Source organism: Bradyrhizobium sp. Mp27, assembly GCF_029953005.1.
Classification (GTDB): domain Bacteria; phylum Pseudomonadota; class Alphaproteobacteria; order Rhizobiales; family Xanthobacteraceae; genus Bradyrhizobium; species Bradyrhizobium barranii.
In genome coordinates, this window is sequence record NZ_JASAUS010000010.1 from 1 (window position 1) to 15,617 (window position 15,617).

Below are 15,617 nucleotides of genomic sequence, written 5' to 3' on the forward strand. Positions count from 1 at the left end.
GTCCGGCGGCTCTTCTTCGTCATCTTCGCTCCTGATTCGCAGCAAGAATCCTCGCCGCTGTCAGGCAGAAAATCCACTCAAGCTACTGTCCGAATTTGCGGGGCCAGCTCTGGACTGGTGTTGGGAGGCTCAAGCGCGATCAATATCGTTGGAGCCATGCGACTTGCGCGCGACCTCGGTCCAGGCAAAACCATCGTGACCATCCTCGCGGATGGCGGACAGCGCTATCAATCCAAGCTGTTCAACCCGGAGTTCCTGCGCCAGAAAAATCTGCCCCTGCCACGCTGGATGCGCTAGCGAGCCGCCGGCGGCCGGGTTGCGACCCGTCCACGCGCGCTCGCTCGTTCACGATTTCCGCGAACGGCCGATGTCGCTCCTGAGCGCTTCCAGCTCCTTGTGCACCGCGCGGGCGGCGTCGCGCTCGATCTTGCGGTAGCGCGCAACAAGTTTCTCGCCGAAAGGCGTCAGCATCGCGCCGCCGCCGTTCTTGCCGCCAGCCTGCGGCTCGACCACGGGATGTCCGCAGATGCGGTTGATCTCGTCCACAAGATCCCAGGCGCGCTTGTAGGACATGTCCATGGCCCGGCCCGCCCCCGAGATCGAGCCTTGCTCGCGAATCTGCTCCAACAGCTCGATCTTGCCGGGCCCGATCCGATCCTCGCCGTCGAGGTCGATGCGAAGGCTCAGTTGGGGAAGGGATTTGGCGCTCACGCGCGACATGATGGGGTCTCTTGGGGCACTTGCATGCGAGATTGCCACTCTTGCCCGTCGCGGACAAGGTGAGGGCGCCTGATTTCCCAAAAGATGGACCTTTGTCGAGGTCCCCAGGGCACGGGCTTCAGCCCGTGCCCTTGATCGCTGCATCTTATTCCGCGGGGCTTCCGACCACCGCGCCTTGACTGACGTCCTCGCGGGCGAGGATCATCAAAAGGCCGACGATGATGAGCTCGACCACCGCGAAAGCAATGAAGGCGCCGGTGAACGAGCCGGCCGAGGCGTTGATGATGGCGCCCATCATCCAGGGCGCCACGAAGGCCGAGAAGATGCCAAATACCTCGGCGTATCCAATCGCGGCCGGTGCGAGCGCGTCGGAGTATTTTTCGCTGAGCAGGGCGAAGATAGCGCCGCCGCCGAGCAGCGCGATACCGCTGAGTGCTGCAAACAGCACCAGCATCGAGAACGACATCGGTGTGACCACGCTCCACAGGAACATCAGCGCGGTCAGGAAAGCGAGACATGCGGTGAGTTTGATCATGAAGGGCTTGCCGAGCCGATCGGACATGTAGCCGCCAATTACCAGGAACAGCACCTGCGACAACCCCATGACGGTGCCGATGACAGCGCCGGCTTCCGGCTGCATGTGCTGTACTGTGATGAAGGCCGGCACCACCCAGGTGGCGGTGCCGGCGATCGCGAAGGTGCAGGCCACGATGCCGAAGCCGCCGACCGCGATCCATTTCGAGCGGAAGATCTCGCCGAGCGGCAGGTGCTCCTGCGGTGTTTCGTTGCCCCAGGTGAAACCGTCGATACCGAGCTCGCGCGGATTGTTGCGGACGACGAGTGCGTCGACCGCCGCGACGAACAGCGTGCCGATTGCCAGCACGGCGAAGAAGGTCCGCCAACCGGTCGCAATCGTCAGGGGAATGCCGAGCGCGAAATCCATGGTGATGGCGAGGCTGTAGGCGGCGAGGATGATGCCTACCACCGAGCCACGCCGACTTTGCGGAAACCAGCCGAAGATCAGCTTCATGTTGCCGATGAAGATGCCGGCGTCGAAGAAGCCGATCACGAGCCGGAGCATCACGAGCTGCGTGTAACTTTGCACGAACACCTGGAGCACCATGCCAATACCAGTGCCCGCAAGCCCGATCAGCAGCATATTGCGCGCCGTCATCGACCGGCTGACCGGAGACCACACCACCATGCCGATGCCGTAGGTCAGCGCAAAGATGCCTTGGGCGAGTCCCGCCTCGGCGGGATTGAGCTTGAGGCTCTCGGAGACGAATGGCAGTACGGCCGCGAAGGCATACCAGTCGGCGGCGAGAAAGATCTCGCAGAGGATGGCGAGCGCCAGCATCCCTTTTTGCCACCGGGCTATCCGACGGCGGTCGTTCTCGGAGATGGACGTCCAAGTTATTGTCAGCATGGTCATCATCGGTTCTCGCGGTTTGCGTGTCGACGGAATCGGCGTGGCCTCAGGCGGGCGGCGGCAGGAAGTTGACCTCGTGTTCGGCGGCACGTCGCACGACCTCCTGCGGATCGGGGAGATTGTGGATGCGCTCGAACAGCTCTTTCAGCGACCGCGTCGGTGCGACCCAGAACAGGCTGGTGGCGGTTTCACCCGACTTGTTGAAAATGCCGTGGGGGATGCCCTTGGGCATGCGGACGAGGTCGCCGGCCTTGGCGACAAAGTCCTTGCCGTCGAGCCAGAGGTCGTAGCGGCCGCTCAGCACATAGACGAATTCATCCTGGGTCGGATGCACGTGCGGCGGCACGAAGGTGCCATCCGGAAACACGGCATGCCAGGCCATCGACGCCTCGGAATGCTGCTTCAGCGTGTAGGTCTGGCCCAGAATGTTCCAGATGACGTTGCCAAAGCCTTCTTTGGCAGGGGTCACGCCCGGAGGCATCTCGATCATGGTGGTGTCCTCTGTTGTGTACGGATCAATCGGCGAGAAAATCGGTGACGTAGTGTGCAGAAGACGGCGTTTCCTCGAACACGAGATGACCGGTCGCCGGCACCAGCGTCACGCGTGCGTCGGGGAGCCCTGCTTTCCAGGCATCTGCCTGGGCGGTCGGGCGCAAGCGATCTGCGGCTCCCCACAGCACCAGCGTCGGCATCGTGATCCGATGCAGCCAGTGCGCGAGCTTGGGATTGCCCTGCGGTTCGCTGCGGATCAGCTTGGCAAAGCCCGTGACCTCGCGTCCAAGCTGGGCGTCGAAGGCCGGATCGGGTGCCTTGGGAAAGTAACGGAGTGCCGCGGCCGGATCGTGCGCGAGATAGGCTGGCAGTTCTTGCGGTGCGATCTCGAACAATCCGGGCGCAGGCGCGTTTCCGACCACAAGACCGGCGGGCGCAACCAGCACCAGCTTGCGGACCCGATGCGGCTGACGGATCGCGAACTCCGCGGCAAGCCATCCGCCGAGCGAGAACCCGGCGAGGTCGAACTGCTCAAGGCCGAGCTTGTCGAACAGATCCATGTAGTGAAGGACGTGATCCTCGACGGTGTCGATCGTCTCGGCGTCGCCGGAGGCGCCAAAGCCTGCATGATAGGGGATGATGACCGTGTGCCGCTTCGCCCAATCGCGCGCCATCTCGAAGCCGGTGAAGGTGCCGGTGCCGTGTAGGAACACCAGCGCCGGGCCGCTTCCGATGCTATGGACGACGGTCCGCACGCGGTTGATCGTATATTCCGCGCGGGAGAAGCCGGTCAGATCCGGCGAGGGTTTGACGGTATCAAGCATGGTCATCTCCGGTTGAAGGCGGCAGAGCCGGGCGTTGGTGAGTCATGCGGCGGCTTCCTGGCGACCGCTGAGAAGTGAGGCGAATTGTTCGACGGCGTTGGCGAGCCGCGCGGCCGTCATTGGTGCGAGCGGCTCGCCCGGTACGATCTCGCCGCTGCTGGCGTAGATTGCCGTCGAAACCGTGCAGGCTTCGAAGAAGCCGAACAGTGGGCGGAGCTGGTGCTCGACCACCAGCGAGTGGCGCAGGCCGCCGCCGACAGCGGTGAGCAGCACCGGGCGATTGCGCAGCACGCTGGGTTCGATCAAGTCGAATACGCGCTTGAACAATCCGGGATAAGAGCCCTGGAACACCGGGCATCCGATCACGAGGCCATCGGCCTGTTCGATGGCGTCGACGACGGCGCGCGCATTGTCATCGAGTGCGGTCCGGGTGAAGCCGGCGATGCCGCAACCGGCATCGACAAGGTCGAGGACGGTGGTCTTCAGTCCATGCTGCGCCTGAAGATCGGCAGCGACGGCTTCCACCAGCATGCGCGACTTCGCCGGGCGCCAACTATTGCCGCAGAAGCCAACGATGCGGGATGTCCTCACCTCGACGCCCTCGTGTCTGGTAGCTGCTCAGCCCGTCACCCCGAAGACCGTCCATTGCGCACCAGGGCCGGGGAGGCCGAGCAGCGCACGGCCGCACTCTTCGACGATCTGGTCGGCCATCAGGATGTGCTGCGTGCCCGAATGGATGTCGCGATAGAACCGCTGCATCGGCGTGTTGTGCAGCGAGGCGCCGCGGGCGGCGCGATGCGCGAAGGTGGCGACGTCCGACAGAACGTCGTGGACGTGGCGCAATGACAGCTTGATCATCGTCATCTGCTCCAGCGACGGACTTTCACCGCCGGCACAAGTCTCCGAGACGTCCTTCCAGGTTTCGTGGACCAACGCACGTGCTGCGCGGAAACGAGCTTCGGCCTGCGCGAACTGGAACTTGAAGCTCGCGCTGTCGCGCGACTTGCCGAATGGATCCTGGCGCTGGACGATCACCTTGACGAGTTCGTCGAGCATGCGGCGGCCGACACCGACGGCCCAGGCGGAATGCGCCCAGGCGCTGTAGCCTGCCAGCCCCAGTGCACCCTGCACACCACCTCGGCGCGGCGCATCAATGTCAAAATCGTAGGTCATGTGCGTGGGCACGAACAACTCGTCGCCCTCGCTCAAAGTGTAGTCGAAACTTCCCGTCGCGCGCAGGCCGAGCACGTCCCAATTGCCCATCAACTTGATGGTCGCGCGCGGATGGTGGGTGACGACGATCTTGGGCTGGCCGTTCGGGCCGAACACCATGTCTTTGCCGGATGCGTCGGTGACGAAGCAGCCTGAATGGACCCACTCGGCGTGCTGAATGCCGCTGCCATAGGCCCAGTTACCGCGGATCATGTAACCGCCATCGACCGGTCGGGCGAAGCCGCGCGGCACGCCGTTGCCGGCAATCGTGATGTCGGGCCCGCCCGCGAAGACTTTCTTGATGCCTTCGTCCTCGATGTAGATGGCGAGCGTCGTGCCTTCCATGTTGTTGCCGATGACGCACCAGCCGGCGGAGGCGTGTGCGTAAGCGAGCCGTTCGATCACGGTCATGGCGTCGTAAGGCAGAAGCTCGGCGCCGCCGACCTCCTTCGGGAACAGCATGGTGTAGATGCCGGCCTTGCGCAGCGCCGCCACCACGTCGTCAGTCAGATAGCCCTGTGCCTCGGCCTCCGCGGCCCTGGATTCGACCAGCGGTAGCAGCGCGTCGAGGCGCGCATGGAACTCGGCCACCGTCGGGGTCGCGGAAGGTTTTACGGCGAGTTGCACGGAAGGGCTCATGGTCGGTGTCTCCACGTCGGGCTGTTGGTTCTTCGCGCAACGCTGCTGGACGCGAAGATCTGGGTCGGGCGGAACAGACGCCGGTCGCGGGCAAGACTCCGCCCACACGCGCCAATGACTGTTGGTGCGCGCGACGAACGGCTCGCGTTGGTGTCGAGATGTCCCCGTCGGAACCGCGCGAACGTCGTTACGCGATCCCGATGACCGGGATGCTAGAGATGAGGCGGCCGAACCAGCAATCCCCCATCATGGGGGGTGTTGGCTATGCTGCTCTGCCGCAAAGCTGGGCCGGGAGAGCAGTGTTTTGCCGCTTCTTTTCGCTTGACCAAAGATCAGGCGAGGCAGAAATTTTAAGCCTATAACAATCGGCAATGACGCGCGTGTGTCCGAGGACACCCCGCGTTCGCGCGAGGAGTGGCGGTGAGAGCCGAGCAGGAGCATTTGGATGGTCTGCCCGAGCGCCAGCTCGCAGATCGGCTGATGTCCATCGCCGAGAGCCGCTCGGTGCGCGCGCTTGGCATTGCCTGCTGCTCGGCGATCACGGAATTGACGGGATCGCCGACCGTCGGCCTCTATTTGCTCGACGGGCTCGAACCGGAACTGGTCTACAGCCGGCACGTCGCAGAAGGCCTGCTCGACAATTACAGGGCCGGCTTCTGGAAGCGCGACCCCGTGCTCGACTGCATCATGACCCAAGGCCGCGCGGTCGACGGCGAAACGGTGATCGGTCCGCAGCAATGGCGGCACAGTCCGTCCTTCGAGATGCTGCACGAGTGGGGCTTTGCATACAACATGGGCGGCCCGTTGTGGTGCGGGCAGAAGATCGTCGGCGTGCTGTTTACGGCGACGACTGATACGGACGCGCCGTACACGATGCGGTCGCGGCAGCGCATGGAGATGCTGTGTCGGGCCGGCTCGCTCGCTTTGACCAACATGACGAACGCGGGCGCGATCGACGCCCATCCTGCCGCAATCCGGGTCCCCGAGCCGGCAACGACGCCGGTGGCGACGCTCTCGGCATCGCTTCCGCCAAGGTCCGCGGACGTCGCCATCCGGGTCTGCCGCGGCCAGACCAACAAGGAAATCGCCCGCGAGATGGGGATTTCCGATCAGACCGTGAAGGAGCACGTCGCGAACCTGTGCCGACGCTTCGGCGTGCACAACCGCACCGAGCTTGCGGCCTGCCTGCTGAGTCCGAGCGCTCGGCAATAAGGTGCCGCGCCGGGTCAGATGTGGTTGACGATCAGCTTGAGCGAGCCGAGGAAGGTCGGGTGCTGCCGATAGTGCCCGTACCGCGCGTCCCAGCGGCCCGACACGAGATCATTGCTGAGACGGTCCTCGAAACGCCGTACGACGTCGTCGGCGACAAAGCTCCAGGCCGAGCAGGCGAGCCTCGCGGCCGGATCGAGCAGCATCTCGGGGCGGCCGTAATAGGCCTCGTTGAAACCGTCGGTGCAGTCGAGCGGGATCGGGACGGGCAGGACGTCGGTCGTGCCGCCGAGCCCCTCGGCGATATCCCTGATGGCTGGATATCTGACAGCCTCGACCGCGATCACCTCCGCGCAATAGGCGTTGAGCCAGAAGTGATCGAGCTCGTCGGGGGCGCAGGTCATGATCGCGATCGGGCCGCGCGTCACCCGCCGCATCTCGGAGAGGCCGGCGTTCAGGTTCTTCCACTGATGCACCGAGAAGGTCGACATTGCCGCGCCGAACGTGGCGTCCTCGAAGGGAAGCTTCTCCGCAACCGCGTCGATCGCGGCGGGAAGATGCGCCGGCCGCAGCGCCCGCATCGATTGCGACGGCTCGACCGGCGTCACGGTGCGGCCGACCGGCTCGTAGGAGCCGGCGCCCGCACCGCCATTGAGGATGGTGCGGGCCTCGCTGAGCGCCGCGTCGATCAGCTCGGCGATGCGTGGGTCCGGGCGGCGGAAATTCACATAGCCCTTGCCGATGGCGCCGTAATTGGCGTCACCGGCGCTGCCGTCCTGGTGGCGTGGTGCGGTGTCCTGCATGAACGATCCTACAGCGTCTTATGCGACACGTTCTTGACGACGGTGTAGCACTGCAAGCCCTCGGTGCCGCCTTCACGCCCGTAACCGCTGTCCTTCACCCCGCCGAACGGCGTCTCCGCCACTGAGGCGACGAAATGGTTGATCGAGAGGTTGCCGACCTCGATGCTCTCGGCGAGACGCTCGGCATTGCTCGCCGAGCGCGTGAAGGCGTAGGCGGCAAGGCCGTAGGGAAGAGCGTTGGCCTTCTCGATCGCCTCGTCCAGCGTCTTGACCGGATTGACCAGCGCGAGCGGGCCGAACGGCTCCTCGTTCATGGCGCGGGCATCGTCGGGGAGGTCAGCGAGCACGGTGAGCGGGAAGAAATAGCCGCGATTGCCGATGCGCTGCCCGCCGGCAAGCACCCGCGCGCCCTTGGCCTTGGCGTCGGCGACCAGCGTTTCCATCGCGTCGATCCGGCGTGAATTGGCAAGCGGTCCGAGCTGCGTCGAGGGATCGAGACCGTTGCCGACCTTGAGCTGGCTGGCGCGCTCGGCGAAGGATTGCGCGAACTGCTCGTAGATATTCTCCTGCACGAAGAACCGCGTCGGAGCGACGCAGACCTGACCGGCATTGCGCGATTTGCCGATGACAGAGGCGGCGCCGGTTGCGACGGGATCGACGTCGTCGCAGACGATCACAGGCGCGTGGCCGCCAAGCTCCATGATCGCCGGCTTCATGTAGCGGCCGGCCATCTCGGCGAGATGCTTTCCGACGGGAATGGAGCCGGTGAAGGTGACCAGCCGGATACGCGATTGCGGGATGAGGTATTCCGAGATCTCGGCGGGATTGCCGAACACGAGATTGAGCACGCCGGCTGGCAGGCCCGCGTCATGGAAGGCGCGCACGAGCTGGAATGCACCGGCGGGCGTTTCTTCGGAGGCCTTGAGGATGATCGAGCAGCCGGCGGAGAGGGCGCCGGCCACTTTTCGGGCCGGCGAGCTCATCGGGAAATTCCACGGCGAGAACGCCGCGACCGGGCCGATCGGCTGCCGCAGCACGGTGTGGCGCATTCCGGGCTCGCTCGGGATCACGCGGCCATAGAGCCGCAGGCCTTCGGTCGCATCCCATTCGATGATGTCGCAGCCGCGCAGGATTTCGAGTTTGGCCTGTTCGAGCGGCTTGCCCTGTTCGAGCGTCATCGCGGCGGCCATCACATCGACGCGTTCGCGGATGAGGGCGGCCGCCTTCAGGATGATCTGCGCGCGCTTGGCGGGTGCGGTGCTGCGCCAGATCGCAAAACCTTTCTCTGCGGCGGCGAGCGCGTCGTCGAGATCGGCCTTGGTGGCGGTGGGGACGGTGCCCAGCACGCTCTCGTCGGCGGGATTGATGATCGGCTGTCCGCTGGCGCGCTTCCATTGTCCGTCGATGTAGAGTTCGATCAGAGGATATTCCGCCATCGTTCTTCACCTTGCTTGTGCCGTTTTGCCTGCGGCGTTTCCGTGGCCGAGCCGGCCGAGCCATGTCGTGAAGACGCGGTCGGCGGCGCGTGCGACGGTCTTTGAGACCTCGGCCGTCCTGGCGCGAAGCTCCTGCACCGAAATCTTGGCAGACGCGAGCTCGACGGCGTGGCCGACATACCATTCCTCGAGCTGCCGTGGATCGGCTTCGAGGTGAAATTGCAACGCCAGCGCATTGTTGCCGAACGCGAACGCTTGGTTCTTGTAATTTTCGTTCGAGGCGAGCCGCGCGGCGTTGTCAGGAAGATCGAACGTGTCGCCGTGCCAGTGCAGAACCGGCGCGCCCTGGGCGAGCGGTTCCAGGCTGGAGGCATGGCCGGCGTCCGTCAGTGTGACCGACCCCCAGCCGATCTCTTTCACACCGCCGGCATAGACGCGCGCGCCGAGCGCTTTTGCCATCAGCTGCGCGCCAAGGCAGATGCCGAGCGTCGGCAGGCGTTGCGCAAGGCGGCGCTCCAGCAGGTCGATTTCCCTTGTGAGGAACGGATAGCTCTCGGTCTCGTAGACGCCGATCGGGCCGCCGAGCACGATCAGCAGGTCGGCATCGCCAATCGAGGAATGGCTGAGATCGTCGACCGGCGCCTCGCAGAACGACACGTTCCAGCCCTCGCGCTCCATGATCGGCGCCAGCAGGCCGAGATCCTCGAAGGCCACGTGACGGAGCGCGACGGCAGATCGGCGGCGTTGAAACATCCACAAAACCCTGTTGCGCGGGGGCTTTCGACGACATCCGTTATATCCGTTTAGATATAATGTATGCCGGGGCCTCGTCCAGACCGTTCCGGGCCGGATCTGCCGCGCGCATGGCCTTCATGCGGCATGCGGCATCACCGCACGGCGTGCATCTCCAGAAACGCCTTCACGCCGGTCACGTTGCCGGTATCCGACGGCACGTAGCCGGGCAGGGTGGCGACGGCGGCGCGGAAATCGGCGCTGCGCATGATCTCCAGGATGCGCTGCATCGGCCCGGTATCGAGGAAGGCACGCTTGCAGACGAAGAAATAATCCTCGGTGAGGATGCGGATGAAATCGAGGCCGAAGTGGCGGGCGGCCGCCTCGACGCCAAAACTCGCATCCGCCATGCCGCTCGCGACATAGGCCGCGACGGCGGCGTGGGTGAACTCGATCTGCTGCGCGCCGTTGATCTTGCTCTCGTCGATGCCGTTCGCGGCAAGCAGCTGGTCGAACAACAGCCGCGTGCCGGAATCATGGTCGCGGTTGACGAAGCGGACTTTTGGACCGGTGAGATCCTGAAGCGAAGCGATGCGCAGCGGATTGCCGCGCGCGACCATCAGCCCCATTTCGCGCGTGACGAAACTGATGATGCGATCCTCGCGCGGATCCAGCCATTCGCGCGCCGCCTTGATGCCCTGGGCCCGCAAGGCGCCGTGCGGCAGGTGCAGGCCCGAGAGGTCGCAGGCGCCTTGCGCCAGCGCGACCAGCGAATGCTGGTTGCTGACATAGCGCAGATCGACGCCGATGCCGGGCTCGCGATCGAGGAATTCGCGCAGTTTTGCTACGGCAAAGCCGTGGCTGGCATGAACGCGGATCACCGAAGGGCGCTGTTCGAGGAACGGCTTGATCTCGCTCGCCAGCTCCTGCGCCAGGTTTTCGAGCTGCGGCCCGAGCCGGGCCTGCATGCGTTCGCCGGCCCATACCAGCCGCTCGCCAAACGGGGTGAGTTTCGAGCCCTTGCCGCGCTGGGTTTCGACCAGAGGGGTTCCGAAGAACTCCGACCATTGCTCGATCAGATTCCAGACGTGCCGGTAGGACAGGTGCGCATCGCTGGCCGCGCTCGTGATCTTTCCGGTCTTCCTGATTTCGTTGAGCACGCCGAGCATGACGACTGCGGTGCGCGGGCTGCCCTCGTGGCGAAATCGCCAGACGGCCTCGATCTCGATCTGAAGCATCTGAAATCCTTATGAACTGCGCTTCATATGTGAGGCGTCCATTTGCAAACCATATCATATTTACTCCGGGCAATAGGCGCCTAGTCTGGTATACCAGAACAGGAGGAAATATGATGTCTGTTGCATATGACTTTGCGCATTCGCCGGCCACCGAATTCATGGCCCGGCCGCAGCATCTGCTCATCGACGGCCGCCGCGTCCCCGCCAGCTCCGGCCGTAGCTTCAAATCCCTCAATCCCGCCACCGGGCAGGTCATCGCCGTCGTGGCCGAAGGCGGCGAGGCCGATGTCGAGCACGCCGTGGCAGCCGCGCGCCGGGCATTCGAAGGTCCGTGGCGCACGATGCGTGCCTCCGAGCGCGGCCAGATCCTGCTGCGCTGGGCGGACCTGCTCAAGCAGCACTCGGAAGAAATCATCGAGCTCGAGTCGATCGATGCCGGCAAGCCGATCTCCGCGACGACGCGCCAGGATTTTCCGGCCGCGGTCGACACGCTGATCTACTACGCCGGCTGGGCCGACAAGATCAGCGGCGACGTCGTGCCGGTACGTGACGATGCGTTGACTTATACCGTGCGTGAGCCGGTCGGCGTGGTCGCGGCGATCGTGCCCTGGAATTTCCCGCTGATGATCGGCATGTGGAAGCTCGCGCCGGCGCTGGCCTGTGGCTGCACCATCGTGATGAAACCTGCCGAGCTGACCTCGCTGTCGGCGCTGCGCATCGCCGAGCTTGCGCTCGAGGCGGGCCTGCCGCCGGGCGTCTTCAACGTCGTCACCGGTCCGGGCCGGGTCGTCGGCGACGCGCTGGTCAATCACCCCGATGTGGACAAGGTCACCTTCACCGGCTCGCCCGGCGTCGGCCGTGGAATCATGAAGGGCGCGGCCAGCAACTTCAAGCGCGTCTCGCTCGAGCTCGGCGGCAAGTCGGCCAACGTCATCTTCGACGATGCCGATCTCGAAGCGGCGTCCAAGGCAGCTGCTTCCGGCATCTTCTTCAATGCCGGCCAAGTGTGCTCGGCCGGCTCCCGCGTGCTGGTGCAGGAGAAGGCCTATGACGAGGTCGTCGAGCGCCTCGCCGCGCGCGCAAAGTCGCTCAGGATCGGCGATCCGCTCGATCGCAAGACGGCGCTCGGCCCCGTCATCTCCGAGAAGCAGATGAAGTCGATCCTCGACTATGTCGACATCGGCCAGAAGGAGGGCGCGACCCTCGTCACCGGCGGCGAGAAAGTCGGTGATCGCGGCTATTTTATCAGCCCCGCGGTGTTCGCAGGCGTCGCACACGAAATGCGGATCTCGCAGGAGGAGATCTTTGGCCCCGTCGTCAGCGTCATCAAGTTCAAGGACGAGGCCGACGCGCTCAGGATCGCCAACGGCACGGCCTACAGCCTCGCCGCCGGCGTCTGGAGCCGCGACATCGGCAAGCTCCAGCGCTTCGCCAAGTGGGCGCGCGCGGGCACGGTCTGGATGAACACCTATGGCTACACCGACGTGCGCCTGCCCTGGGGCGGCGAGCGCGACTCCGGCCTCGGCCGTGAGCACGGCACCGCCGCGCTCGACAATTTCACTGAGCCCAAGGCTGTCTGGATGAATCTGGCCGTCTGATTAACCTCCCGATCGGCCAATCCTGGGCCCGCCTGATCATCCGGTCAGGCGGGTCCCCTTTTCGACATCGATAAAATTGTCTGCATTCCGCTCAGTGGCGGAAAACCCTGCGGACAAGAAGGCTGCTGCCTTAAACCTCCGCTTTGGAACCGGCGTGCATCCTGCCTGCCAAAGGTTGGGGCATCGGCATGTCTGTTCTCAGGGAGATCGTTGCGGCGGTTGCGGGAGTCTACGCGCTCCTGTTCGTCTGCGACGCATTGTTCGGCGTCGGCGAGGCGCGTTTCGACGACGCCTATTACAGCGCCAGCTTCTACGCGCCGAAGCCGAAGGAATTCCGCTTCGCCAGCGACACGCCGCCGGCGGTCCGCGTCAGCGAGGCCTTCGCGCAGTTTGCACCGGGCGAGGCCAAGCCGAACCGGCGCTACTCGTCTCTGACGACGATCATCCGCTAACGTTTCACTCCCCCTGGATCCATTCCGCCACGCCGCGCCACAGCGTGTCGCGGTGCTCGGGGCGGAAGAAGCCGAAATGGCCGATCGCCTTGGCGCCGACGTCGGACGGCTTCACCGTCAGTACCTCCGGCTTGATCGCGGTGAAGCCGCTCGCGAGCAGCTCGACCGCGGGTCGCGTCGCCCAGGGATCGTCGGAGAAGCAGAGCGCACGCAGCTCGCCCTTGAACTTTGCGAAGTTCTCCAGCGCCGGTAATTTGGAGTCGAACAGATAGCGCGGGCTGGAGACCCAATCGGCCCATTGCAGGAAGACGCCCTTGGGCAGATCCTCGCCGATGCCGGCCCAGGCCGGCGCGTAGCCGAGCGCGTGGACGAGCGGCACACCGACGAAATTCATGAAGGCGTAGACGCGATATTTTTCCGGCGACGCCATCAGCCGCCAGGTCGCGGCCTGCGAGGCCACGAAGGCGGCGCGCGAGATGTCGCTGTTGTTTTCGATCAACCCCAGCGCCTGGCCGCCGAAGGAGTGGCCGACATAGGCGAGCGTCAGGGTGGTGTAGCGCTCGCGCATCCAGCGCACCGCGGCGGTGACGTCCTGCGCGGCCCAGTCCGACATCGAGGCCCTGAATCCGACCAGCGATTTCGGCTGGTTGTAGCCGACCATCGCCGGCTGCCGGGAATCGCCGATGCCGCGATAATCGTAGGTCAAGACCGCGCAGCCGCGATGGGCGAGGTAGGAGGCAAAGCCGCGGTAGATTTTTCGCGGGACGGCGGTGGCGGAGTTGATCAGCACGGCATGGCGCTTGGTACCGCGCGGCAGGAACAGCGTGCCTGCCAGCGGATACCCGTCCGTCGCCGGGAAGGTGATCTCGTCGATGAAAACGTCGTCGCGCGCCGCGCCCATGGGCAGCCAATGTCCTGCCGGTTTCCTTGCCGGCCCTCAGCAAATGCGAATTCGGCTTTCCCCGCAAGGGTTTGCAGTGCGAAATGGATTTACAACTGGCGGCGGGGGACCGGGCTGTGTATAAGGCGGCCCTCGCAACCCACAGATCAGGTTGTGCTTTTTTACTTCACGGAGAGATTGCGATGTCCGAGCGGTGGACGCCCGAGTCCTGGCGCAGCAAGCCGGTGCTACAGGTGCCCGATTATCCCGACGCCAAGGCCTTGGCCGACGTCGAGGCGCAGCTTGCGACCTTTCCGCCGCTGGTGTTCGCGGGCGAGGCGCGCAATCTGAAGAAGGCGCTGGGGCGCGTTGCGGCCGGCGAGGCCTTCCTGCTCCAGGGCGGCGATTGCGCCGAGAGCTTTGCCGAGCACGGCGCCAACAACATCCGCGATTTCTTCCGCGTGCTGCTCCAGATGGCGGTGGTGCTGACCTATGCCGGCGCGGTGCCGGTGGTGAAGGTTGGCCGCATTGCCGGCCAATTCGCAAAACCGCGGTCGTCGCCGACCGAGAAGATGAACGGCGTCGAGCTGCCGAGCTATCGCGGCGACATCGTCAACGACATCGCCTTCACCAGGGAAGCGCGCGTGCCGGACCCGCAGCGCCAGCTGATGGCCTATCGCCAGTCGGCTGCGACGCTCAACCTGCTCCGTGCGTTCGCGACCGGTGGTTACGCCAATCTCGGCAGCGTGCATGAGTGGATGCTCGGCTTCCTCAAGGATAGCCCGCAGTCCCGCCGCTACAAGGAGCTGGCCGACCGCATCTCGGACGCGCTCAATTTCATGCGCGCCTGTGGCCTCGATCTCGAGGCCCATCCCGAGCTGCGCTCCACCGATTTCTACACCAGCCACGAGGCACTGCTGCTCGGCTACGAGCAGGCCATGACCCGCGTCGATTCCACCACCGGCGACTGGTACGCGACCTCGGGCCACATGATCTGGATCGGCGACCGCACCCGGCAGCTCGACCACGGCCATGTCGAATATTTCCGCGGCATCAAGAACCCGATCGGCCTGAAGTGCGGCCCGTCGCTCAAGCCCGACGAGCTCTTGAAGCTGATCGACGTGCTCAACCCCGACAATGAGCCGGGTCGGCTGACGCTGATCAACCGTTTCGGCTCCGACAAGGTCGCCGACCATCTGCCGGGACTGATCCGCGCCGTGAAGCGCGAGGGCAGGGTTGTGGTGTGGTCGTGCGATCCGATGCACGGCAACACCATCACCTCGACGTCGGGCTACAAGACACGCCCGTTCGACCGCGTCCTGTCGGAGGTGAAGTCGTTCTTCACTATCCACGCGGCGGAAGGCACGCACGCCGGCGGCGTGCATCTGGAGATGACCGGTCAGGACGTCACCGAGTGCATCGGCGGCGCCCGCGCGATCACCGACGAGGATCTCAACGACCGCTACCACACGGTCTGCGATCCCCGCCTCAATGCCGAGCAATCGATCGACATGGCTTTCCTGATCGCGGAGCTCCTCAAGCAGGAACGCGCCGGCAAGGCCAGGCCGATGCCGGTCGCCGCGGGGCTCTAACACCTTGCTGCGGATCTGGAAGGCGACGATCAATTCACGCAACGGTCTGGCCTTCGCGTTCCGGTCGGAGCAGGCCGTTCGCGAGGAGATTTTTGCGCTCATCCTGTCGGTGCCGCTGGCATGGTTCGTCGCCGCGACGGCGCTGCGGGCGGTCGAGCTGGTCTGTTCGGTTGCGTTCGTGCTGACGGTCGAGCTGCTCAACACCGCGATCGAGAAGCTTGCCGACCGGCTGACCATGGATCACGACAAGCAGATCGGCCGGGTCAAGGACATGGGCTCGGCCGCGGTCGGCGTTGCGCTGCTGATGGCCGGCGCGTTCTGGATCATCGCCATCGTCGAGCGATTGGGGTTCCTCTGAAGC

The 15,617-nt window shown here is 64.8% G+C and carries 16 protein-coding genes and 1 pseudogene; 6 read left to right on the forward strand and 11 right to left on the reverse strand.

Annotated features, from left to right (window positions below; translation table 11 throughout):
- Nucleotides 1–297: pseudogene (locus QJT78_RS08910) on the forward strand (hypothetical protein); the annotation flags it as partial.
- A gap of 48 nt (nt 298–345) precedes the next feature.
- On the opposite strand, the gene QJT78_RS08915 reads toward QJT78_RS08910, so the two are convergent.
- From QJT78_RS08915 to QJT78_RS08940, 6 genes are all read right to left on the reverse strand, one after another.
- On the reverse strand, nt 346–720 hold the full coding sequence (locus QJT78_RS08915) for a winged helix-turn-helix domain-containing protein (RefSeq protein WP_028146721.1): 375 nt from the start codon (nt 718–720) through the stop codon (nt 346–348).
- A gap of 145 nt (nt 721–865) precedes the next feature.
- On the reverse strand, nt 866–2,077 hold the full coding sequence (locus QJT78_RS08920; protein ID WP_038952592.1) for an MFS transporter: 1,212 nt from the start codon (nt 2,075–2,077) through the stop codon (nt 866–868).
- A 118-nt stretch (nt 2,078–2,195) separates the two neighbouring features.
- Entirely contained in the window at nt 2,196–2,639 is a 444-nt protein-coding gene (locus tag QJT78_RS08925; RefSeq protein ID WP_028159377.1) for a cupin domain-containing protein, read from the reverse strand.
- Nucleotides 2,640–2,664: 25 nt separating this feature from the next.
- On the reverse strand, nt 2,665–3,465 hold the full coding sequence (locus QJT78_RS08930) for an alpha/beta fold hydrolase (protein WP_049807480.1): 801 nt from the start codon (nt 3,463–3,465) through the stop codon (nt 2,665–2,667).
- Nucleotides 3,466–3,507: 42 nt separating this feature from the next.
- The gene (locus tag QJT78_RS08935; protein ID WP_281460215.1) at nt 3,508–4,056 is read right to left on the reverse strand and encodes an NAD(P)H-dependent oxidoreductase; all 549 of its coding nucleotides are present in this window, start codon (nt 4,054–4,056) and stop codon (nt 3,508–3,510) included.
- 27 nt (nt 4,057–4,083) lie between these two features.
- Complete coding sequence (locus tag QJT78_RS08940; RefSeq protein WP_038952593.1) at nt 4,084–5,316, reverse strand: acyl-CoA dehydrogenase family protein; 1,233 nt, start codon at nt 5,314–5,316, stop codon at nt 4,084–4,086.
- 420 nt (nt 5,317–5,736) lie between these two features.
- Between QJT78_RS08940 and QJT78_RS08945 the strand changes: the two genes are divergently transcribed.
- Nucleotides 5,737–6,528, forward strand: a complete 792-nt coding sequence (locus QJT78_RS08945; protein ID WP_135214413.1) for a LuxR C-terminal-related transcriptional regulator — start codon at nt 5,737–5,739, stop codon at nt 6,526–6,528.
- A 14-nt stretch (nt 6,529–6,542) separates the two neighbouring features.
- On the opposite strand, the gene QJT78_RS08950 is transcribed toward QJT78_RS08945, so the two are convergent.
- The 4 genes from QJT78_RS08950 to QJT78_RS08965 form a co-directional block, all read right to left on the reverse strand.
- On the reverse strand, nt 6,543–7,328 hold the full coding sequence (locus tag QJT78_RS08950) for a methyltransferase domain-containing protein (RefSeq protein ID WP_028146714.1): 786 nt from the start codon (nt 7,326–7,328) through the stop codon (nt 6,543–6,545).
- 8 nt (nt 7,329–7,336) lie between these two features.
- Nucleotides 7,337–8,764 carry an NAD-dependent succinate-semialdehyde dehydrogenase gene (locus QJT78_RS08955; protein ID WP_028146713.1) on the reverse strand — a complete coding sequence of 476 codons (1,428 nt, stop codon included), beginning with the start codon at nt 8,762–8,764 and terminating at the stop codon, nt 7,337–7,339.
- Between the two features lie 6 nt (nt 8,765–8,770).
- Nucleotides 8,771–9,517 (reverse strand): glutamine amidotransferase, encoded by a 747-nt coding sequence (locus QJT78_RS08960; protein WP_028146712.1) that lies wholly within the window; start codon nt 9,515–9,517, stop codon nt 8,771–8,773.
- Between the two features lie 134 nt (nt 9,518–9,651).
- Complete coding sequence (locus QJT78_RS08965; RefSeq protein WP_028146711.1) at nt 9,652–10,734, reverse strand: substrate-binding domain-containing protein; 1,083 nt, start codon at nt 10,732–10,734, stop codon at nt 9,652–9,654.
- A gap of 113 nt (nt 10,735–10,847) precedes the next feature.
- Between QJT78_RS08965 and QJT78_RS08970 the strand changes: the two genes are divergently transcribed.
- Both QJT78_RS08970 and QJT78_RS08975 read left to right on the forward strand, forming a co-directional pair.
- Entirely contained in the window at nt 10,848–12,332 is a 1,485-nt protein-coding gene (locus QJT78_RS08970) for an aldehyde dehydrogenase family protein (RefSeq protein WP_028146710.1), read from the forward strand.
- Between the two features lie 188 nt (nt 12,333–12,520).
- Nucleotides 12,521–12,784: a hypothetical protein gene (locus QJT78_RS08975; RefSeq protein WP_028146709.1), complete on the forward strand. Its 264-nt coding sequence runs from the start codon at nt 12,521–12,523 to the stop codon at nt 12,782–12,784.
- A gap of 4 nt (nt 12,785–12,788) precedes the next feature.
- Here QJT78_RS08975 and QJT78_RS08980 read toward each other — a convergent pair whose 3' ends face one another.
- A complete protein-coding gene (locus QJT78_RS08980; protein ID WP_028146708.1) occupies nt 12,789–13,685 on the reverse strand; it encodes an alpha/beta fold hydrolase in 897 nt (298 codons plus the stop codon).
- Between the two features lie 182 nt (nt 13,686–13,867).
- On the opposite strand from QJT78_RS08980, the gene QJT78_RS08985 reads away from it, so the two are divergent.
- Together QJT78_RS08985 and QJT78_RS08990 are read left to right on the forward strand one after the other, a co-directional pair.
- On the forward strand, nt 13,868–15,256 hold the full coding sequence (locus QJT78_RS08985; RefSeq protein WP_028146707.1) for a 3-deoxy-7-phosphoheptulonate synthase class II: 1,389 nt from the start codon (nt 13,868–13,870) through the stop codon (nt 15,254–15,256).
- 4 nt (nt 15,257–15,260) lie between these two features.
- A complete protein-coding gene (locus tag QJT78_RS08990) occupies nt 15,261–15,614 on the forward strand; it encodes a diacylglycerol kinase (protein ID WP_014496149.1) in 354 nt (117 codons plus the stop codon).
- Nucleotides 15,615–15,617 lie beyond the last annotated feature (3 nt).